The 21894-nt window shown below is 66.3% G+C and carries 15 protein-coding genes, 1 tRNA gene and 1 riboswitch; of the genes, 6 read left to right on the top strand and 10 right to left on the bottom strand.

The window, feature by feature from the left end:
* Window positions 1–12: 12 nt before the first annotated feature.
* The 5 genes from AC3QL3_RS11220 to AC3QL3_RS11200 form a co-directional block, all read right to left on the bottom strand.
* Window positions 13–378, bottom strand: coding sequence for a hypothetical protein (locus AC3QL3_RS11220; RefSeq protein ID WP_492893544.1), 366 nt, complete (start codon window positions 376–378; stop codon window positions 13–15).
* A gap of 176 nt (window positions 379–554) precedes the next feature.
* A complete protein-coding gene (locus tag AC3QL3_RS11215) occupies window positions 555–2984 on the bottom strand; it encodes a DUF6531 domain-containing protein (RefSeq protein ID WP_492893542.1) in 2430 nt (809 codons plus the stop codon).
* Window positions 2985–3409: 425 nt separating this feature from the next.
* Window positions 3410–6283, bottom strand: a complete 2874-nt coding sequence (gene gcvP / locus AC3QL3_RS11210) for an aminomethyl-transferring glycine dehydrogenase (protein ID WP_492893540.1) — start codon at window positions 6281–6283, stop codon at window positions 3410–3412.
* 44 nt (window positions 6284–6327) lie between these two features.
* A riboswitch (glycine riboswitch) is annotated at window positions 6328–6442 on the bottom strand.
* Between the two features lie 176 nt (window positions 6443–6618).
* Complete coding sequence (locus AC3QL3_RS11205) at window positions 6619–10116, bottom strand: GEVED domain-containing protein (protein WP_492893538.1); 3498 nt, start codon at window positions 10114–10116, stop codon at window positions 6619–6621.
* A gap of 222 nt (window positions 10117–10338) precedes the next feature.
* Window positions 10339–10423, bottom strand: a tRNA-Leu gene (locus AC3QL3_RS11200).
* A 119-nt stretch (window positions 10424–10542) separates the two neighbouring features.
* Between AC3QL3_RS11200 and rnr the strand changes: the two genes are divergently transcribed.
* From rnr to AC3QL3_RS11170, 6 genes are all read left to right on the top strand, one after another.
* Window positions 10543–12858 carry a ribonuclease R gene (rnr, locus tag AC3QL3_RS11195; protein ID WP_492893536.1) on the top strand — a complete coding sequence of 772 codons (2316 nt, stop codon included), beginning with the start codon at window positions 10543–10545 and terminating at the stop codon, window positions 12856–12858.
* Window positions 12859–12997: 139 nt separating this feature from the next.
* Window positions 12998–14479, top strand: coding sequence for a tetratricopeptide repeat protein (locus AC3QL3_RS11190; RefSeq protein WP_492893534.1), 1482 nt, complete (start codon window positions 12998–13000; stop codon window positions 14477–14479).
* A gap of 108 nt (window positions 14480–14587) precedes the next feature.
* A complete protein-coding gene (rlmB, locus tag AC3QL3_RS11185) occupies window positions 14588–15337 on the top strand; it encodes a 23S rRNA (guanosine(2251)-2'-O)-methyltransferase RlmB (RefSeq protein ID WP_492898920.1) in 750 nt (249 codons plus the stop codon).
* A gap of 80 nt (window positions 15338–15417) precedes the next feature.
* A complete protein-coding gene (locus AC3QL3_RS11180; RefSeq protein ID WP_492893532.1) occupies window positions 15418–16089 on the top strand; it encodes a sigma-70 family RNA polymerase sigma factor in 672 nt (223 codons plus the stop codon).
* Window positions 16086–16442 carry a hypothetical protein gene (locus tag AC3QL3_RS11175; protein WP_492893530.1) on the top strand — a complete coding sequence of 119 codons (357 nt, stop codon included), beginning with the start codon at window positions 16086–16088 and terminating at the stop codon, window positions 16440–16442. The genes AC3QL3_RS11180 and AC3QL3_RS11175 overlap by 4 nt, the downstream gene beginning before the upstream one ends.
* Window positions 16443–16476: 34 nt before the next feature.
* A complete protein-coding gene (locus AC3QL3_RS11170; protein ID WP_492893528.1) occupies window positions 16477–17043 on the top strand; it encodes a hypothetical protein in 567 nt (188 codons plus the stop codon).
* A gap of 129 nt (window positions 17044–17172) precedes the next feature.
* Here the strand turns inward: AC3QL3_RS11170 and phoU are convergent, their stop codons facing one another.
* The 5 genes from phoU to pstS all read right to left on the bottom strand — a co-directional run bounded on the left by phoU (window position 17173) and on the right by pstS (window position 21894).
* Window positions 17173–17904, bottom strand: a complete 732-nt coding sequence (phoU, locus tag AC3QL3_RS11165; protein ID WP_492893526.1) for a phosphate signaling complex protein PhoU — start codon at window positions 17902–17904, stop codon at window positions 17173–17175.
* Window positions 17905–18040: 136 nt separating this feature from the next.
* Window positions 18041–18784, bottom strand: a complete 744-nt coding sequence (gene pstB / locus AC3QL3_RS11160; protein ID WP_492898918.1) for a phosphate ABC transporter ATP-binding protein PstB — start codon at window positions 18782–18784, stop codon at window positions 18041–18043.
* Between the two features lie 73 nt (window positions 18785–18857).
* Window positions 18858–19757, bottom strand: a complete 900-nt coding sequence (pstA, locus tag AC3QL3_RS11155; RefSeq protein ID WP_492893524.1) for a phosphate ABC transporter permease PstA — start codon at window positions 19755–19757, stop codon at window positions 18858–18860.
* A complete protein-coding gene (gene pstC, locus AC3QL3_RS11150) occupies window positions 19754–20749 on the bottom strand; it encodes a phosphate ABC transporter permease subunit PstC (protein ID WP_492893522.1) in 996 nt (331 codons plus the stop codon). The genes pstA and pstC overlap by 4 nt, the downstream gene beginning before the upstream one ends.
* A gap of 161 nt (window positions 20750–20910) precedes the next feature.
* Window positions 20911–21894 (bottom strand): phosphate ABC transporter substrate-binding protein PstS, encoded by a 984-nt coding sequence (pstS, locus tag AC3QL3_RS11145; RefSeq protein ID WP_492898916.1) that lies wholly within the window; start codon window positions 21892–21894, stop codon window positions 20911–20913.

The raw sequence follows: 21894 nt of genomic DNA, 5'->3' as shown, positions 1-21894 counted from the left end.
TTCCTGCCCCCATCAGCGGCGGTCGGAGCGCCGTTCGTTCTTGTACCAAAGCGCCAGCGGGAACGAGGCGAAGGCCGCCACCGCCGCCAGCACCATCGTGAAGGTGTTACGCGCGGCCGGGATCAGCAGCATCGGAACGATCAGCACGATGGCGGTGATGCGCAGCGATCGCACCAGCGAGTCGCGGTCGAGCGCGCGCAGCTCTCGGAGACCGACCCAGCCGAGACCGATCAGCACGATGCAGCTCACATACAGCGCCGAGCTTGCGGCGCTGGGTTTGATCGCGGCGTGCTGCCGCAGCACGAAGTGCGCTGTTGCGGCGACGCCGAACAGCGCGAGCGCGAGCAGGCAGTTGCGCGAGAAGCGGGACAGAGTCATGGTCGTTGCCTCCTTGTGAAGTGAGGAGTCGAAGGCAGCGTTCCTTCGCTGCGGGTAGTTAGCGGCGCTTCCGCTGCGACTCACGAGCGGTGCCGTTTGCTGCGAATCGGACCGATCGCTGCCGATCGGTCCGATTCGTCGATGCCGGCTCCCTGGCGCTCAATCTCCTAGCCAGCTCACTGACACTGCGAGTAGCAGTTCTGCGGGATCAACGCGACGCAGTTGGAATGGTTGGTGTCGGCGGTATTGACCTGTGCCCAATACACCGCTTCCGCCGCCGCGAGGCAGAGCAGAACGCCGGGGCCGGTTTCGATCGTCAGCGCACACAGGGCGTCGGCTGCCACTTCGGTCGTCTGCGCGCTGTTGTAGGCGTCTTCCTGGGTCGCATCGCAGGTCTGCGTATAGGTCGACTCGCAGGTAGTGCAATCGTCGTCGCCGTCGTCGTCGTCATCACCGTCGTCGTCGTCGTCGCCATCATCATCGTCGCCGTCGTCGTCGTCCCCATCGTCGTCGTCGCCGCCCGAGTCGCCGGACATGACCAGCATCGAGGCGAGCGCGGCGGGAATGTCGCCGTTGGAGGTGCTGGCGATCTGCGTTGCGGCATAGGCGCTGAAGCCTGAGAAGGAGCCGATCAAGCCTTCGCCGCCGAGCGGGTCCAGCCAGCCGTCGTCGATCGAGGTTGATGCGGTGACACCGGCCGGAGTCTTACCAGCGGCTGCGCCGGCGGCGAAAACGGCATCGCCGTTGGCGGCGCGTACGATGCTGGAGTTGCCGTTGGTCTGCGTCATCTTCGTCGCGCGACCGTTGGCGCTGTCGTACTCCACCGCGTAGTCGCGGCCGAGTGCGTCGACGTAGCGGCTCAACGCGCCATCGTCGCCATAGGCGAAACGGCGGCTTTGTCCGCTCGAATTGACGATCGCCACGATGCGTCCGCTGGCGTCACGCTGCGCGCGCGCCCAGTCGCCTTTCGCGTTGGCGACCTGCACCAGCGCGCCGCGCGAGTCGCGCTGGAAGCTGAACTGGCGTCCGGCCGAGTCGGCCCAATGCGTGACCTGGCCGCGCGCGTTGCGCACGCAACTGGCGCGATAACCCGATCCGAATTGCTCGGCGAGCAGCAGGCCGGCGTCGTCGTATTCGTATTGAACGTGCGGCGTCTGGCTCGGCCCGATGCTAGCGAGCTGACCGGCGGCGGTGTAGGCGAACGCGTGATTGCCTTTGGCGCCGCTGAGGGAGACGAGCAGACCGTTGCGATACGCCGCCGTGTAGGCGCGCGCCTTGCGTGCGCTCTGCGCTTGCACGGTGCCGGCCTTGTCGTCGTAGACGTAGGCGACCGGTCCGGCCGGATCGACCGCGTTGACGAGCCGTCCCTGCTCGTCATAACGCCACTGTTTCCACTTCTTGCCCTTGGCCGACAGCACCGGACGGCCGGCGGCGTCGTAGGCGAACTGGTGGATGCCGTCGGCGTCGGCGACTTGGCTCAAGCGCGCATCGGCGGCGTAGTCGGCGGTGACGGTTTTACCGTCTGTGGTGGTGGCCGAGACGAGCTGGCCGTCGGCGTTGTGCGAGAGCAGGATGCGGCGGCCGCCGGCATCGTTGAGACCGGTGCTGCCGCCGGCGGCGTAGTCGTAGCGGATCGTGCCGGCGATGGTGGTCGTGCTCGACACGCGGCTGCCGGCGTAGGCGACGCTCAGGACGTCGGTGCCTTCCGGATCGACGATCGCGCTGAGCCGATCGGCGCTGTAGGCGTAGGTCCACGAAGCGCCTGCGACGTCGACGACGCTACTCAAAAGATCGCCGTTGTAGTCGAAGCGAACCGTGCGTCCGGCGCTGTCGATCAGGCTGGTCAGGCGTGCGACCGCGGTTTTGTCGTTCCAGACGAAGTCGATGCGGCGGCCGCCGGCGGAACTCTCGATCGACTGGATGCGTCCCGCTTCGTTGCGCAAGATCGTGACGCGGCCCGCGGCGCCGTAGTCGTAGCCGCTCAATCGATACGTGCCACTCTGCAAGCTGTAGATGCGCGCGATGTTCGCGGCCAGCGTTTCGCGCAGCGTGCGTGCGTCGACGCGCGTGAGTGCGAAGCGCGCGCCGAGCCCCGGCTTGGCCGCGGCGTAACCGCCGGCGGTCGCGTCGAGTTCCAGCGTGTCTCCGGCGGCGGTGACCAAGGTCGCTTTCTTGCCGCTGATGCTGACGCGATCGTCGAAGGCGAGGGTCCAGCCTTTGCCGAGGCCGGCATCGAGCGAGGAGGCGCCGTTGTAATAGCGCTTGAGGCTGATTCCCGGCAATCCGCGCAGGTGGATGTCTTCGACCGCGAGCGCGAGATTACCGGTCGCCGATTCCACGTATTGGATGGTCACGCCGGCGCGCGAAGAGCGGCGCATCGGCAACAACGAACGCGGCAGCGCGACGCGCTTGAGTTGCGCAGCCGAATCGAGCACGTTCGCATAGATCTTGCGCAGCGAATCGGTGCTGGCGCAGGTGGCGCAGGCAGGTTCGGTCGCACGTGCGCTCTGCGCGGCGGCGCCGAGCGCCGTGAGTATCGAAGAATCGAGGATCGGTACGAGTAGCGATGAGGCGATGACCTTGAACGACTCTCTACGAGTGACCATAGAAACTCCGTTGTCGATTATCGAATAATCGGCAGACAAGGGCGTTCTGGGACGATAGGTCGATGCGAATGCTGTCTGCGCGATGCCAGATTCCGGGGAAGCGCTGCGCGTTCTACGCCGACAACCTGTCGGCTTGCTGACGAAGAAGTCGGCTTACGACTCTTTACGTATGTTTTGTGACGCGCGACCGCTAAAGGCTGCGATCGTGATTGCGCGCCGTCGGCTAGCGTTGAATCGCGCTCGGCGCGAGCGCTGTCTTCGGTGCCTCTCGAAGGGATGTCGTAAGGCGCGAACGCTGATGCCTTCGATCTCGCCGAGACGGCGGAACGAAGGGAGCGACGTTGCAAAAAAAAAGCCCCCGGCTGTGGCCAGGGGCTGGTTTGCTCGAATACGAGGAAAGCGAAGATTCGCCGAGCGACGCTCGCTCAGGCTTCGGCTTCTTCCTTGTACGCATCGATCGGAATGCAAGCGCACATGACGTTCTTGTCGCCGTAGACGTTGTCGACGCGCGACACCGGCGGCCAGTACTTTTGCAGCTTCAGCGTTGGCAGCGGGAAAGCGGCCAGCTCGCGCGGATAGGCATGCGTCCACTCGCTCGCGCTGACTTGCGTGGCGGTATGCGGCGCGTGCTTGAGCGGGTTGTCCTCGCGATCGAGGCGGCCGTCTTCGACCGCACGAATCTCTTCGCGGATTTGGATCATCGCGTCGATGAAGCGATCGAGCTCGTGCAGCGATTCGCTCTCGGTCGGCTCGACCATCAAGGTGCCGGCGACCGGGAAGCTCAAGGTCGGGGCGTGGAAGCCGAAATCGATCAGACGCTTGGCCACGTCTTCGGCGCTGATGCCGGTGGTGTCTTTCAGCGTGCGCAGGTCGAGGATGCACTCGTGCGCGACCAGGTCGTTGCGGCCGGTGTACAGGGTCGGGTAGTGCGGTTCGAGGCGCTTGGCGATGTAGTTCGCGTTGAGCATCGCGACCTGGGTCGCCTTGCGCAGTCCGGCCGTGCCCATCAGGGTGATGTACATCCAGCTGATCGGCAGGATCGAGGCGGAGCCGAAGTTGGCCGCGCTGACCATGCCGACGTCGCCGCTACCACCGAGCGTCCTCGGCAAGAAAGGCGCGAGATGAGATCTCACCGCGCACGGGCCGACGCCCGGACCACCGCCGCCGTGCGGAATGCAGAAGGTCTTGTGCAGGTTCAGATGCGAGACGTCCGAGCCCCATTTGCCGGGCTTGGCCAAGCCGACCAGCGCGTTCATGTTGGCGCCGTCGGTGTACACCTGGCCGCCGTGCTGATGCACGATCTCGCAGATCTCGACCACGTCTTCCTCGAACACGCCGTGCGTGGAGGGGTAGGTGATCATGATCGCGGCGAGGCGATTGCTGTATTTCTCGGCGTTGCGGCGAATGTCGTCGACGTCGACGTTGCCGTTGGCGTCGCACTTGGTCACCACCACGGTCATGCCGCACAGATGCGCGGAAGCGGGATTGGTGCCGTGCGCCGATTCGGGGATCAGGCAGATGTCGCGATGGTCTTCGCCGCGCGAGCGGTGGTAGGCGCGGATCGCGAGCAGGCCGGCGTATTCGCCCTGCGCGCCGGAGTTGGGCTGCAGGCTGACCGCGTCGTAGCCGGTGCATTCGACCAGCATCGCCTCGAGGCCGTCGATCAGTTCCTTGTAGCCCTGCGTCTGCGCGGCCGGCGCGAGCGGATGGATGTTGCCGAACTCGGGCCAGGTCACCGGAATCATCTCGGCGGTGGCGTTGAGCTTCATCGTGCAGGAGCCGAGCGGGATCATGGTGCGATCCATCGCGAGGTCCTTGTCGGCCAACGCGCGCATGTAGCGCAGGAGTTCGTGCTCGCTGTGGTGCGTGTTGAACACCGGATGCTGCAGGAACGTCGAGCGGCGCACGAGCGCGGCGGGGATCGCGTCGCTGCTGGCGGCGTCGAGCGCGTCGATGTCGTCGATGCGCGCACCGAACAGTGCCGCCAGCTGCACGACGTCTTCGCGCGTGGTCGTTTCATCGAGGCTGATGCCGACGCGGCCGGGATCGCCGGAGTAGTTCAAGTTGATGCGTGCCGCGGTCGCCTTCGCGTGGATCGCGTCGGCGTCGACGTCGGTCACGTCGAGCGTATCGAAGAAGTCGGCACCGACGCTGACGCCGGCCTGGCGCAGCGCGGCGGCGAGGATCGCAGCCAGGCGGTGCACGCGGCGCGCGATGCGGGTCAATCCGTCCGGGCCGTGGTAGACCGCATACATCGAGGCCATCACCGCCAGCAGCACCTGCGCGGTGCAGATGTTGGAAGTGGCCTTTTCGCGGCGGATGTGCTGCTCGCGCGTCTGCAAGGTCAGCCGGTAGGCCGGCTTGCCTTCGGTGTCGATCGAGACGCCGATCAGGCGGCCCGGCATCGAGCGCTTGTAGGCATCGCGGCAGGCCATGAAGCCGGCGTGCGGGCCGCCGAAGCCGAACGGCACGCCGAAGCGCTGCGAATTGCCGACCACGATGTCGGCGCCGAACTCGCCCGGCGCCTTCAGCAAGGTCAGCGCGAGCAGGTCGCTGGCGACGGCGAGAATGCCGCCGCGCGCGTGCACGGCGTCTGCCACGGCTTGGTAGTCGCGCACGCCGCCGAAGGTGTCGGGGTATTGCAGCAGGGCGCCGAACGCATCGACGCCAATCGCGTCGCCGTCGCTGCCCACATGCAACTCGATGCCGAGCGGCTCGGCGCGCGTACGCAGCACTTCGAGCGTCTGCGCGTGCACGTTGTCGGCGACGAAGAAGACGTTCGACTTCGACTTGGCCGAACGCTTGGCCAGGGTCATCGCTTCGGCCGCGGCGGTGGCTTCATCGAGCAGGGAGGCGTTGGCGATCTCCATGCCGGTGAGATCGGCCACCATGGTCTGGAAGTTGATCAAGGCCTCCATGCGACCTTGCGAGATCTCCGCCTGGTACGGCGTGTAGGCCGTGTACCAGGCCGGGTTCTCGAGGATGTTGCGCAGGATCACGTTCGGCGTGTGGGTGCCGTAGTAGCCCTGGCCGATGAAGCTCTTGAAGACGTGGTTCTTGTCGGCGATCGCGCGGATCTTCGCCAGCGCTTCGACTTCGCTGATCGCCTGCGGCAGTGCCAGCGGCGCGGCCGACTTGATCTTGGCCGGAACGATCGCGTCGGTCAGCGCATCGAGCGAGCCGTAGCCGACCGCGCGCAGCATTTGCGCGATCTCGGCGTCGTTCGGACCGATGTGGCGTTCGACGAAAGCGGAATGATGTTCGAGGTCGCGCAGCGACGGCGAGGCGGTCTGGGTCATGGAGGCGTCCGGAATGCGTACGAAGCACGTGCGAAGCCGCACGCGGGCGCCCCTCTGTCCTTTTGCCTGAGAGTTTGGAAGCGTGCCGTCACGGCGCGCTGCTTGCCCCTTCGGCGCCGGCGCACGCTAGGCGCCGCCGGTCTCTCCAGAGTGTGTGCACGCGCCGGTATCGAGCCTGAGCGATTACGGGCGGTTGCGCCTTCGGCAGCGGCAGGGCCGCTTCTCCCGGGGGCGTGCATCGACGGCGAAGTATAGCCGGTCCACGAGCGCCAGTCGCCGCGGAAATCGCGCGCCGCACTCCGCCCCGACGGGACGGAGTGCGGCGGCGAGCGGGCTTATCGCGTGCCGCGCGCTTGCTCGAAGCCGTCCGCGAACAGACGGTCGTTGGAGCAGCTCACCGTGACGTCGGTGACGTTGGCCGCAGCGATCGTGCCGCTGGCCTTGTCGAGCTCGCATTGCAGGCCCGACGGTTGCGCCTTGATCACGACCGCATAGCTGGCGCCGTCGTTCAGCGCGGTCGGGAAGGTGAACGGCCCGTCGCCGCTGATCGGCAGGGTCTGCGCTTCGTCGTTGAGGGTCAGCACCAGGCCGCTGCCGGGCAGGCCGCTGACGTTGCCGCCGACGGTGTAGGTCGGCGTCGCTTCGCTGACGCTGACCGTGTAGTCCTCGGCCTGGCCCCAGCCGGCCGTGTTGCACGCGGTCGGGTAGCTGGTCGAGGTGGCGTACTTCTTCACCACGCGCATGCGTGTGGTGCCGAGCAGCGCACCGGCGGGCACGGCGATGGTACCGGTCGCCTGGCGGCCGTCGGTGCCGGTCGAATTGCGGATCGACCCGATGTCGTAGTTCTCGCCGGCATCGAAGCTGCCGTTGTGGTTCCAGTCGATGAAGGCCGAGATGTAGGTGGAGAAGTCGCCCGCGGTATTGCCTTCGACCGCGATCGCGGCACTGCTGCCGCGCAAGAAGGCGCCGGCGATGGCGGTGAAGTCCTCGAGCGCGGGGCTGCCGTTGACGGTCGGGCTGCTCGGGTTGTCGATGCCGCCGACCAGCACGCGCGTGATCGGCTCGACCGCGTTGGAGAAACCGACCGGGCAGTACGGCTCGGGGAAGGTCACGCCGGTGGTGAAGGAGAACACCGGCGAGCTCGCGCTGTTGCCGCAGGGGCTGTTCGCCTTGACGCGCCAGTAGTAGGTCGTCAGCGGTTGCAGCGGTGCCGTCGGCGTCCAGGTTGCGGCGCTCGGCGAGGCGCTCGCGACGATCGTCGTGAACGCTTCGTCGCTGGCGACTTCGATGGTGTAGGTCAAGGCGGACGCATCGGCGCTCCAGCTGAAGACCGGCTGGCGTGCGATGCCGGTGGCGTCGTCGGCCGGGGCGGTCAGGCTCGGCGTCGCCGGCATGCCGACGGTCAGCTGCAGCTGCACGTCGGCGGAATGGCCGGGGCTGCCGGTGGCGGTGCCGTTGACCGTGACGGTCGCGCTGCCGGCGACGGCGCTGCCGTCGGCGGTCAAGCTCAGCGTCGCGCTGGTTCCCGGAACGACCGGGTTGGGCGTGAAGGTGGCGGTGACGCCGCTCGGCACGCCGCTCGCGCTCAGGGTGACCGGATTGGCGAAGCTCATCTGCGCGCCGATGTCGATCGTGTAGCTGGCGCTGCCGGGCGCGCAGGTGGCCTGCGCAGGGTTGGGGACGCTGAGCGAGAAATCCGGCGCGTCGGCCGAACAGACCGGACGCGTGCCGCAGGCGATGCCGTGCGCGTTGAACGCGTCCCAGATGCGGCAGGCGTTGGGCGTGCCGTTGCTGAGATTGCCGTCGTCGTCGTCGGCCGCGAGATAGACGGTGTACCAGTTGTTCGAGCCGCAGCCGTCGATCTGCGCGGAGACGTTGCATTGTCCGCCGGAGGTGACGCGATAGGCGCTCTTGGACGGCACCAGCGAGCCGTACCAGATGCGGTCCATTTCCTGCCAGCCGTCGTCTTCGCCGAACTTGTCGATCAGGGCCTGGGTCAGGTCCCAGTTCGCCGAGCCTGCGATGTAGCTTTCGCAATGGCCTTCGTAGCCCATCGGACCCTGGTACGGGAAGATGCCGAATTGCAGGTAGGGACAGGCCCACTGGTCGCAGTCGGGGCCGCCGTTGTCCTTAATCAGGGCCGGCTTGGCGATGGTGGCGGCGCCGTGCGTGCTGAACGCTTCGAGATCGCGCACGCCGGTGCAGCTGGCGTCGCAGTTGTGGCAGGCCTCGCCGGGCGTGAAGTTTTTGCCGATACATCCATCCTTGGTTTCCAGGAACGCGAAGGTGTCGCCGACCGCTTCGCCGCTGCCGTTCTCGCCGGCGGCGCCGCCGGTGTTGGTGTCCATGCCGTGGCCCCACTCGTGCAGGAACACGGCGGCGATCTCGCCGGTGTTGGAGCAGCCGCCGCCGGACTTGAAGAAGTTCACGGTGGTGCCGTCCCAGCCGGCATTGCATTGGTCGTTGACGTTCATGTTCGCGGTGACCTTGCCCGCCAGCCAGGAATTGCTAGGGTGGAAGGTCGCCGCTTTGCGATTGATATTGGTCAGGTGATAGAAGCCGGTGCGCGAGGCGTGCGTGTTGCCGGCGCCGCCGCTACCCGGCGTGACGCAGTCGGTGCCGCCGCTGACGCCGAGCGCGAGATTGCCGTCGGTCGAGTTCGACAGCGAGATCGCGCCGCAGTTGTCGCTCATCTTGAAGTACTTGCCATCCAGCGCGGTGCTGGCGCTGCCGCCGCTGTAGTCGTAGATGCCGAGCACGTCGGTGATCTTGCTGCCGCCGTTGTTGACCGCCGCGAACGGAAACGGCTTGACCACCTCCGGATCGGTGTTGGTGGTCGGATAGATGCCGCCGCTGACGGTGGCGTCGGCGTAGACGGCGAGGTTGCGCACTTCGATGATGGAGCCGGTGTGCGCGTCGAACAGCACTTCGTAGGTCACATCGTCGTCGTTGACGCGGAACACGAAACGCCAGGCGAGCCGGTGCGCGTAGCCGGCGCCGGTCGCGCCGCTGTAGCTTTCGCCCGAGCGTTCGCCTGCCAGTGCCGTCGGCAACAGCAGCAGTTCGCCGGCCTCGCGCGTTTCGATGATTTCAGTGCCGGCGGGGAAGGCGAGTTCGCGCCAGGCCGCCTTGAACGCGTCGGCGCGCGCGATCGACGGGCGCGTGTCGATGCTCACGGGAGCGACGCGTTCTTCGCCGAACTGCACGACGTTGCCGTGCGAGAGGCGGAAGAACAGGTTGGCCCGATCCACGCGCACGCCGCCGGCGTACTGCGCGAATTCGACGAACCAATGCGTATCGCCCTTGCCGTAAGGCACGCTGGCGGTCGGATCGAGGCGGAAGTCGAGGCCGCGCGTTTGCAACAGATCCTCGTTCGCCGCGATGAAGTCGCGCAGTTTCGTTTCGACCACGGCGAGGTCGATCGCCGCATCGGCGGCGAGGCCGAGGCTGGCGGCGGTCAGGCGATTGCCCTTGCCCGGCAGCAGGGGCACGCCGCTGCCCTGGATCAGGTTCGGGCGATCGGCGCGGCGATCCCAGCGCAGTTCCCACTGGCCGCCCTGACGTTGTAGGAATTCGGCGGCGCCGCTCTTCAGCGGAACGTAGCGGCCGGCTGCGAGCTCCAGGCTCGGCTCCAGATCCGGCTGCACCTGCAACTCAGGCGCCACGAACGAGCGCGACAGCTTGGTCTTGAGACCCTGGCTCGGTTCCACCGGCTGGATCGCCGAGGCGGGCGGATTGATCAGTGCGACGCACACGCTCGCCGCAAAAACGGCGCACAGCCACTTGCCCCGGCCCTTGCCGCGGCCGGGCCTGTCGTGAAAAACGGTTTTCATCGAAACCAACTCCCCAAGAGTTCGATACGGACGGGACGGCGGCCGTTGCAGCCGAAGTCCAGGCGGTTCCTCGCTCGCTCTACCCCGGGCGGAACCTGCGTGCGCGATCCTACACCGGCGCGCCGCGGCAGACGGAGTGCGGCGCATCACAAACAAAAAACCCGCCTGGCGGCGGGTTCATTGCAATGCAGGCGATATTCCGAAAGAACGCTCGCCGAATTTTGGTGCCCAGGAGAGGACTCGAACCTCCACGGTTTTACCCGCTAGTACCTGAAACTAGTGCGTCTACCAATTCCGCCACCTGGGCCTGCCGGAAGGCAGGGCCGACCGGGGGCGCGAACGATACTGGCGCGGCTACGTGCTGTCAACGAATCGCGCTTGCAATCGCCGGCTTGCTCGGCGACGCTGCGGGCCGAAACCAAAGGAATGACTTTGAAACGCAGAAAGACACCTCAAAAGCGCGCCGCCGGCGAACGCGGCAAGCGCGGGCCCGGCCAGCGCGTCGGCAAGCAGAAGGCGTTGCCGGCCTGGATGCCGACGCCGGCGCCGCCGCTCAAGCGCGGCAAGACCGCCGCACCGGCGATTCACGATCCGCACGCCGAGCGCGAGGCGAGCCGCTACGAGCGACCGATCGCCAGCCGCGAAGCGATCCTCGGTCTGCTCGAGCAGCACGGCGAGCTGATGACGGTGGAGGCGATCGCACACACGTTGCAGCTGACCGCGCCGACGGATTTCGAGGCGCTGACGCGGCGCCTGGGCGCGATGCTGCGCGACGGCCAGCTGATCCAGAACCGCCGCGGCGGTTACGGCGTTGCCAGCAAACTCGACCTGATTCCGGGTGCGGTGCTCGCCAATGCGGAAGGCTACGGCTTCCTGCGTCCCGAAGACGGCGGCGAAGACTTGTATCTGTCGCCGGCCGAGATGCGCAAGGTGCTGCACGGCGACCGTGTGCTCGCCAGCGTGGTCGGGGTCGACCGTCGCGGCCGCCGTCAGGGCGCGATCGTCGAAGTGCTCGAGCGTCGCTCGCCGCGTCTGGTCGGGCGGGTGATCGAAGAGAACGGCCTGGTCTTGGTCACGCCGGACGATCGCCGCCTGCACCAGGACATTCTGATCGCGCCGGGCAAGGAGCGCGGCGCGCGCTCGGGTCAGATCGTGATCGTCGAAATCACCGAGCAGCCGACCGCTCAGCGCGGACCGATGGGCCGTGTACTGGCCGTGCTGGGCGAGCGGCTGACGCCGTCGCTGGTGGTGGAGATGGCGATCGCCAGCCACGACTTGCCGCACGAATGGCCGGCGACGGTGCTGCGCGACGCGGCCAACGTCGCGCCGGAGGTTGCGGCGGCCGAGATCAAGGGCCGCGTCGATCTGCGCGCGACACCGCTGGTCACCATCGACGGCGAGGACGCGCGCGATTTCGACGATGCGGTCTACGCCGAGCCGAACGCGAACGGTTTCAAGCTGATCGTCGCGATCGCCGACGTTTCGCATTACGTGCGCACCGGCACACCGCTGGACGAAGAGGCGTACAACCGCTCGACCTCGGTGTACTTCCCCGGCTTCGTCGTGCCGATGCTGCCCGAAAGTCTCTCCAACGGAATCTGTTCGCTCAATCCGAAGGTCGAGCGCCTCGCGATGGTGTGCGAGATGCAGGTCGATCAGGACGGCGAGGTCGCGCGCTCGAAGTTCTATGCGGCGGTGATCCGCTCGCACGCGCGCCTGACCTACACGCGCGTGTGGCAGGCGATCGGCGAGAAGAACGCCGACGCGCGCGACGAGTTGGCCGGCGTGATGCCGCAGCTCAGGCATCTGCATCAACTCTACAAACTGCTGGCGAAGGCGCGGCAACGGCGCGGCGCGATCGATTTCGAAAGCCGCGAGGTTGCGTTCCGGCTCGGTCCGAACGGAGAAGTGGTGCAGCTCGGCGCTTACGAGCGCAACGACGCGCACAAGCTGATCGAAGAATGCATGATCGCGGCCAATGTGGAGGCGGCGAAATTCCTGCAAAAGCGCCGCATCCCGACGCCGTATCGCGTGCACGCACCGCCGCCGGCATCCAAATACGAGGATCTGCTCGAATTCCTGCGCGAGTTCAAGCTGAGCCTGCCGCCGCACGACCAGGTCACGCCGGGAGATTTCTCGGCGCTGCTGAAGAAGGTGCGTAAGCGTCCCGACGCGAGCCTGATCGAATCGGTGCTGCTGCGTTCGCAGAGTCTGGCCGTCTATCAGGCCACCGATCCGGGGCATTTCGGCCTCGGGCTCGACTCCTATACGCACTTCACCTCACCGATCCGGCGCTATCCGGATCTTTTGGTGCATCGTGCGATCCGCTACGCGCTCGGCGGCGGCAAGCCGGCCGGTTACGAGTACAGCCCGAGCACGATGGCGAGCTTGTGCGTGCATTGCTCGCACAACGAGCGCCGCGCCGACGAGGCCGAGCGCGACGTCGACGAGCGCTACAAATGCGCTTGGATGGAGAAGCACGTCGGCAGCGAATTCGAAGGCATCGTTTCCGGCGTCGCTTCGTTCGGCCTGTTCGTCGAGCTGGTCGAATCGAAGATCAGCGGCTTGGTACACATCAGCCAGCTGCCCAACGACTACTACCATTTCGACGCGACGCGACGCTTGCTCGCCGGCGAGCGGCGCGGATTGAAGTTCCGCCTCAGCGATCCGGTGCGCGTGCAGGTGCTGCGCGCGAGCTTGGAGGATCGCAAGATCGATTTCCGGCTGGTCGCGCGGCCGTAGCTCGAACGGCACGCGAGCAACCCGGCGAACCGAATCTCGTTGGGCCTCGTGCCGCCTTCATTGATCGGCGCCGGAGGGGGCGGCCTGCGTATGAGCGGCTGCTTGCGGGTCGGCGCGATTTCTGCGGAAGCTCTCGTTCATGCTCGACGCAAAACTCGATCTCCTGCTGAACCTGCATCGTGCCGGCCGCTTCGACGAGGCGGAGTCGGGCTATCGCAAAGCCATGCAAGAGCGCACTCCCGGCGCCGATTTCCTGTTGGCCGTGTTGTTGCTTCAAAGGGATCGGAACGAAGAAGCCGCCCTCCTGCTCGAGCCGCTCGTCGCCGCCGAGCCCGACAATCCCGATCTTGCGCTGCACCTGTCGACCGCGTGGCGGAACCTGGGTCGATGGGACGACGCGCGCCGCATCGCGCGCCGAGTTTGCGACCGCGCGCCGGACAACGTCGCGGCCTGGTACACCTTGGGACTCGCCGCTTTCGACGCGGAAGCATTCGACGAAGCGTTGGCAGCGTTCGAATCCGGCCTCGCGTTGTGGCCCGAGCACGCCGCGCTGCGCCTGCAACGGGCCCATGTACTGCGCCGCCTGCATCGCGACGAAGAGGCGATCGCGTCTTACACGGAGCTGTTGCGCGACAGTCCGCGCGTGCTGGCCGCGTGGCGTTGCCTGGCCGACGTGCAGATCGCTGCCGGATTGATCGAGGCGGCCTTGGACAGCCGCCAGCGAGCACTGGCTCTGGCGCCCAAGGATGCCGATGTCGGGCGGGAATACGCCGCGACCTTGCTGATGAGCGGCGGAGCCGCAGAGGCCGCCGCTCGCTTCGAGGGGCTGATCCGAGCCGAGCCGGACAAGCTGCGCTCGTGGATCTGGTTGGGCCGAACGATGCTCAAGCTGGACCAGAAAGCGGTGGCGCGGGAAGCATTCGCGCGAGCGCTGCTGCTGGAGCCGGATCACTCGGTCGCGCGGCATCTGCACGCTGCAACGATCGGAACCGTTTCCGACGCAGCAGACGACGATTACATCCGCGAGCTGTTCGACGACTTCGCCCATCGATTCGAAACCACTCTGGTCGATCGGCTGAACTATGCGGGGCCCGAGCAGCTGGCCGATCTCTTGCGGCGGCAGTCGGCCGACGCCGCAGCCAGCGTGCTCGACCTCGGCTGCGGCACCGGTTTGGCCGCGGAAAAGTTGGCGCGAGCGGGGCGTCATATCGACGGCGTCGACCTGTCTCCTCGCATGTTGGAGCGTGCGCGCGCCAAAGGCTTGTACCGGAGCCTGCACGAGTCGGAGATCTTCGCGTTCCTGCAGGCGTCCTCTGCGACATGGGAGTTGATCGTCGCCGCCGATGTCTTCATTTACCTCCCCGTGCTGAAGGCGGTGCATGCGGCCGCATTCGATCGTCTGGCGCCGGGCGGCTACTATGCGTTTTCGGTCGAGAAGAGCGACGGCGACCAAACCGAGCTCGTCGCGGAAACGGCGCGCTATCGCCATGCGCCGGAACAGATTGCAGGCGAGCTGGTGCAAACGGGATTCGCCGTAGTGGCGCGCGAGACGGTGGATCTGCGCTTCGAGCGGAACAAACCCGTCGTTTGCGAGTTGTTTCTCGCGCGCCGGCCGATTTGATCGTTCGCGCGGCGGTCTGGTCGTACGGCCGAACGAGCGGGTGTTCGATCCACTGCGCCGAATCGGCGGCGTGCCAGAGATAGCTTTCCAAGATTTTTCATTCCAGGTATTTGCATGTCCAACGAACTCCTGATCGGCATCCACGCGGTCGAAGCTGCGCTGAACCACGACGTCGGCAATCTGATCGAGCTGTACATCGAGACCGGCACGCAGAATGCGCGCGTGAAGGAGCTCGGCGAACGCGCGCGCGAGCTCGGCGTGAAGCCGCATGCGCGCGATCGCGCTGCGCTCGACCGCATGACCGGCGGTGCGCGTCATCAAGGCGTGGTCGCGCGTTACGACGCGCCGGCGGCGTTGCCCGAGACCGCTCTGGCCGAACTGGCCGAGAAGGCCGGGCGCGAAGCCTTGTTCCTGGTGCTCGACGGCGTCACCGATCCGCACAACTTCGGCGCCTGCTTGCGCAGCGCCGAAGCGGCCGGCGTGACGGCGGTGCTGGTACCCAAGGATCGCGCGGTCGGCGTCACTCCGACCGTGCGCCGCGCGTCGGCCGGTGCGGCCGATCGCGTGCCGATCGTCGCTGCCACCAATCTCGCGCGTGCGCTGAAACTGCTCAAGGACGCCGGCGTCTGGTTGGTCGGCTTGGCCGGCGAAACCGCGCAGCCGCTGTATGCGATCGATCTCAAGGGACCGATCGCGGTCGTGCTCGGCGGCGAAGGCGAGGGTCTGCGCCGGCTCACGCGCGAAGCCTGCGATTTCCTCGCACGCATCCCGATGCGCGGCGAGGTGGAGAGCTTGAACGTGTCGGTCGCGACCGGCATCGTGCTGTTCGAAGCGCTGCGGCAGCGCCAGCCGGGCTAGGCGCGCGAGGCCGGGGGTGGATTAACCCCATTTTCCGGCTTCCGGCGATTACGGAGTCGTCACTCCAGCGACGAGACCTCATGTACGCAGCCGCCGCCTCCGACGATTGGTTCGGAACAGAACGGGATTTGGTGCTCGCGCATGCGGCTTGGCGCGAGCGCAAGGCGGCCGTGGCCAGTAGCGCGCAGGCCGACAGCGACGAAGTGCTGATGAGCGCCTACGGGCGTGGCGATCCGCACGCGTTCCGTACCTTGTACCTGCGTTATCACGACAAGCTGCATCGTTATCTGTTGCGGCTGGCGCCGAGTCGCGACGAAGCGGAAGAAGTGTTCCAAGAGGTGTGGATCTCGATCGTCCGCGGTCGCGAGCGCTACGCGCCGCGCGCACCGTTTGCCGCCTGGTTGTTCGCGATCGCGCACCGACGCGCTGCCGATCGCTGGCGCGAGCTCGGCCGGCATGCGCCCGATGCCTGCCATCGCGCCGAGCACGAAGGCGACACGTGGGAAGAACAGCTGCCGCCGATCACGCATACGCCCGAACGCGCCACCGGCAACGAGGCGCTCGGCCGAGCGCTGATCGATGCGATCGCGCAGTTGCCGCTGCCGCAGCGCGAGGCATTCCTGCTCAAGGCCGAAGGCGGCTTGAGCGTGGAGGAGATTGCTGAGGCGACCGGTGTTACGCGCGAGACGGCCAAGAGTCGCCTGCGCTATGCGCACAACCGGCTGCGCGCTGCCTTGGAGGATTGGCGATGAACGACGAATCGCTCGACGATCTGCTCGCCCTGTATCGACGCAACGCGCGCGAGGCGCCGTCTACCGACGTCGACGAGCGCATCCTGCGCGAGGCTTCGCGCCAGCGCAGCACGCACGTCACCTGGATCTGGACGGCGGCAGCGCTGGTCGCCGGCGTGCTGCTCGGAATCGTCGGCTACGTGTTGCGGGTGGCTCCGCCGGTGTCGGCGCCGATGACGACCGTAGCGGCTGGATACCAGGACGGGCGCATCGCCGCTTATCTGCTGCACATGGACATGCGCGCACCCAATTCGCCGATCGCGCAGTACTTGTTGACCGATCCGGCGCGGATGAGCCTCGCGGCCGAGCGCTGATTTTCCTGCCCGATAGATAGACGGAGAAACGACGATGAACAAGATTCTGCGCTGGGTGTTCCTGGGCGCTTGTGCGATTTCGTGCGCGGCGCACGCCGACGTTCCGGCCGGCTGGGGTGCTACCGGCTCGGCACCGAAGGACTATCAGATGGACACCGAGACCGGCGTCCGTCGCCCCGGCGACAAGAGCGCCTTCATTCGCGGCACGAAGGAGAGCACCGGCTTCGGCACCATGGCGCAGATGATCGATGCCGAGGCGTATCGCGGCAAACGCGTGCGCTTGTCCGCCTTCCTGCATACGGTGGGCGCGGATCGGGGGCAGATGTGGATGCGCGTCGACGGTAGCGACGACCGCTCGCTTGGCTTCGACAACATGGACGACCGTCCCTTGGTCGGCGACACGCCGTGGAAGCGCTACGAGATCGTGCTCGATGTACCCAGTCAGGCGAGCGCCGTCGCGTTCGGCTTCCTGCTGGCAGGCAAGGGCGAGGTCTGGGCCGACGATTTCAAGTTCGAAACGGTCGGAACGGACGTGCCGGTGACCGGCAGGAATATGCGCCGCCTCGCACGCGAGCCGATGAATCTCGACTTCTCGGAGTAGGGCGCTGCGCCGGCGGCTCGGTCGACACCGCAGGGCAAAAAGAAACCGCCTCGAGGGCGGTTTCTTTTTTTCGGCAGGGCCGCCGACGCTTGCTTCGAAAAGGACGATCGCCTTTCAAGGACTACCGCATCAGCGCGGATCGTCGACCGTCGCCATCGTCGAAGTGGTGTCGCCTTTGCGGCGGCTCTGCGCGATGTGGGTACCGTGTACGAGAAAGTAGACGTTCTCGGCGATGTTGGTGGCGTGATCGCCGATGCGCTCGAGGTTCTTCGCCATGAACAAAAGATGCGTGCACGGCGTGATGTTGCGCGGGTCTTCCATCATGTAGGTCAGAAGCTCGCGGAACAGGCCGGTGTACTGCTCGTCGAGTTCCTCGTCGCGCGTCCAGGCGTCGAGCGCGCGGTCGGCGTCGTTGTCGCGGTAAGCGGCGAGCACTTCGCGCACGAGATTCTCGGCCAGACGCGCCAGCCGCGGCAGAGCGTAGGCGAGCTGCACCGGGGCGGACTGATTCAGTACGATCGAGCGCTTGGCCACGTTGGCGGCGTAGTCGCCGATGCGTTCGATGTCGGCGCCGATGCGCAGCGCGGCCAGGATCTCGCGCAGATCGCGCGCCATCGGCTGGCGCAGCGCGAGCAGGCGCACGACGTCGTGGCTGACGTCGTGTTCGAGCGTATCGATTGCGGCGTCGGCCTGCACGACCCGGCGCGCCGAGTCGCTGTCGCGTTCGAGCACCGCATCGATCGCCGCGTCGAGCTGGGCCAGCGCGAGTTCGCCCATGCGCTGGATCTCGCCGGTCAGGCGCTGCAATTCTTCGTCGTAGCTCTTGACGATGTGTTCGCTGGTGGGGGCGCTGGTAGTCATGTCTCGTCTCGCTGTCTACCTCGCCCGCTTGCGGAAGAGGTCGCCCGCAGGGCGGGTGAGGGAAGTCGGAGTGGGGCGATTCACGTGCTCGCCCTCACCCAAGCCTCTCCCGCACGCGGGAGAGGGGAACGATGGATCAGCCGAATCGGCCGGTGATGTAATCCTCGGTCTGTTTCTTGGTCGGCTTGGTGAACAAGGTTTCGGTGGCGCCGAACTCGACCAGCTCGCCCAAGTACATGAACGCGGTGAAGTCCGAGCAGCGTGCCGCCTGCTGCATGTTGTGGGTGACGATCGCGATCGTGTAGTGATCTTTCAACTCGGAGATCAGCTGCTCGATCTTGCCGGTAGCGATCGGATCGAGCGCCGAGGTCGGCTCGTCGAGCAGGATCACTTCCGGCCGCAGCGCGATCGCGCGCGCAATGCACAGGCGCTGCTGCTGGCCGCCGGACAGGCCGAGCGCGCTCTGCTTGAGCTTGTCCTTGACCTCGTTCCACAGCGCGCCTTGCGTCAGGGCGAGTTCGACGCGCGCATCCATCTCGCTGCGCGAGAGCTTCTCGTAATGGCGGATCGCGTAGGCGATGTTGTCGTAGATCGACATCGGAAACGGCACCGGCTTCTGGAACACCATGCCGACCTTCGAACGCAGGCGGTTCAACGCGTACTTCGGATCGAGAATGTTCTCGCCGTCGAGCAGCACTTCACCCTTCGCCTCGAGCTTGGGATAGATCGAGTAGATGCGATTGAAGATGCGCAGCAGGGTCGACTTGCCGCAGCCGGACGGGCCGATCAGGGCGGTCACGCGCTTCTCGGCGATGTTGAAGTTGACGTCCTTCAGCGCGTGGAAGCCGTTGTAGTAGAAGTTCAGATTGCGAGCGGCCATCTTGGTCGCGCCGGCCGGCGCGACCTCGCGGCCGGAGGCGCCGAGGGTCGGGGTGGCGATGGCGAGGCGGGCGTCAGTCATGGCTGGATTTGTTCCTGAGCAGGATGGCGCGGGCGAGCAGGCTGAGCACAAGCACGAAGAGCGTGAGCACGAGTGCGCCGGCCCAAGCCAGCGTCTGCCACGATTCGTAGGGGCTGCCGACGAACTGGTACATCACCACCGGCACGCTGGCCATCGGCTTGAGCAGGTCCGTGCTCCAGTACTGGTTGCCGAATGCGGTGAACAGAAGCGGTGCGGTCTCGCCGGTGATGCGCGCGAGCGCGAGCAGGATGCCGGTGACGATGCCGGGCAGGGCGGCGCGGTAGAGCACCTGCACGGTGACCTTCCACTGCGGTACGCCGAGCGAGAGCGCGGCTTCGCGCATCTGGCTCGGCACCAGGCGTAGCATCTCGTCGGTCGTGCGCACGACCACCGGGATCACCAGCAGGGCGAGCGCGATCGCACCGGCCAGCGCGGAGTACTGCTTGAACTGCATGACGATGACGATCGCGACGAACAGGCCGATCACGATCGACGGTGCCGAGATCAGAATGTCGTTGATGAAGCGCGTGACGGTGCCGATGCGCTTGGCACCGGCGTACTCGGCCAGCCAAGTGCCGGCGGCGACCCCGAACAGCGAGCCGATCACGATCGCGATCAGGCAGATCACCGCGCTGCCGAAGAACGCGTTCAACAGACCGCCGACCGCCATCGGCGCCGGCGTCATCTTGGTGAACAGATCGACGTTGACGCCCTTGAGGCCGTAGCTGATCGTGGTCCACAAAATCCAGAACAGGAACACCAGGCCGAACAGCGCCGCAGCGCAGCCGAGCACGAGCGCGATGCGGTTGACCACGGTGCGGCGGATGTACAGGCGGCGTTCGACGGCGGCCGCTTTGGCGGCCGGAGCGGAGGCGCTAACGGCGGAACTCATGCGTTACCTTCCTTGCGCGACAGGCGCAGCAGCATCAGGCGGGCGGCGGCCAGCACGACGAAGGTGACCAGGAACAAGACGAAGCCGAGCAAGAGCAGCGAGGAGCGATGCAGGCCGGTTGACTCGTTGAAGTCGTTGGCGATCAGGGCCGCAATGGTCGTGCTCGGTTCCAACAGAGACGGGGTGAACTTGACCGAGTTGCCGACCAGGTAGGCGACCGCCATGGTTTCGCCGAGGGCGCGACCGAAACCGAGGAAGACACCGCCGACGACGGCCGTGCGTGTATAGGGCAGCACGATGTCCCACACCACTTCCCACTTGGTCGAGCCGAGCGCGTAGGCCGATTCCTTCAGGCGCGTCGGCACCGTCAGGAACACTTCGCGCATGACCGAAGAGATGAACGGGATCACCATGATCGCGAGCACGAAACCGGAGGTCAGCATGCCGATGCCGAGCGGCGGACCGGTGAACAGCGGACCGATCAGCGGCCACGAGCCGAGGTTGTCGTTGAGCCAGGGGGCGATGTGTTCGCCGACCAGCGGCACGAACACGAACAAACCCCACATGCCGTAGATGATCGAGGGAATGCCGGCCAGCAGTTCGATCGCCGAGGCGACCGGACCGCGCAGCCAGTTCGGCGCGATCTCGGTCAGAAACAGCGCGATGCCGAAGCTGACCGGCACCGCGATGAGCATCGCGATCAGCGCGCTGACCAGGGTGCCGTAGATCGGGATCAGCGCACCGAATTTGTGGTTGACCGGGTCCCACTCGGCGGAAAAGAAGAAGCCGAGGCCGAACTCGGCCAGCGCTTCGCGTCCGCCCCACAGCATCGACAAGGCGATGCCGATGAGGGTGAGCAGGACGAAGATACCCGCTGCGGCGAGCAGGCCGCGGAACAGCGTGTCGGCGCGGGCGTCGCGCTCGGCGCGCCGGCTCGCATCGATGACGGCTGCGGGAATCGCAGCGCCGGCTGCGGGGGAATGAGCGGACATGCAGGAATTCCGTAGGGACGGGATGTACGCGGGTGGGGTGCGCAGGCTGGAGACGCGCTTTCAGCGGCGCGGAAGCGGCGTTTTCATGCCGCCACTGCAAACGACTCCCCAGTCGCAAAATCGGACGGCGGACGTTTCCGTCCGCCGTCCCTCACACTTGCTTACAGCTTGACTTCGGCCTGCCAGTAGCTCTCGATCTGCTCGACCAGCGCTTTGGGCAGCGGTACGTAGTCGAGTTCTTCGGCCTGCTTGCCGCCGTTCTCGTACGCCCACTTGAAGAAGTCGAGCACCGACTTCGCCGCGGCCGAATCCTTCGGCTGCTTGTAGACCAGGATGAAGTTGGTCGCGGTGATCGGCCAGGAGTTCTCGCCCGGCGCGTTGGTGATCACGAGAAAGAAGTCCTTCGCACCCTTCCAGTCGGCGCTGGCGGCAGCGGCCTGGAAGCTCGACAGGCTCGGCAGCACGAACGCGCCGGCCGAGTTCTGCAGCGCGGTGTAGGTCATCTTGTTCTGCAGCGCGTAGGCGAGTTCGACGTAGCCGATCGAGCCCTTGATCTGCTTGACGTAAGCGGCGACGCCTTCGTTGCCTTTGCCGCCGACGCCGACCGGCCACGACACCGTGGTGCCTTCACCGGCCTTGGCCTTCCATTCCGGCGAGACCTTCGACAGGTAGTTGGTGAAGTTGAAGGTGGTGCCCGAACCGTCCGAGCGATGCACGACGGTGATGTTGGCGTCGGCCAGCGTTACGCCCGGATTGACCTGCGCGATCGCGGGGTCGTTCCACTTCTTGATCTTGCCCTGGTAGATGTCGGCCAACAGCGGGCCGGTGAACTTCAGCTTGCCCGCTTCGATGCCTTCGACGTTGACGACCGGAACCACGCCACCGATCACCGACGGGAACTGCGCCAGGCCCGCGTCGTCGAGTTCCTGCGGGGTCAGCGGCTTGTCCGACGAACCGAACGAGACCGTGCCGGCCTTGATCTGCGTGATGCCGCCGCCGGAGCCGATCGACTGGTAGTTGATCTTGTTGCCGGTGGCGTTGTTGTAGCTGTCCGACCACTTCGACAGGATCGGATAGATGAAGGTGGCGCCAGCGCCGGTAATGTCGGCGGCCTGCGCGGAGGCGGCCCCGAGGACGGTCGCCAG

It is taken from the genome of Dokdonella sp. GW821-FHT11D02 (genome assembly GCF_058808595.1).
The sequence above is the reverse complement of the archived record's forward strand: the minus strand, read 5'-3'. Positions and strand labels throughout refer to the sequence as shown.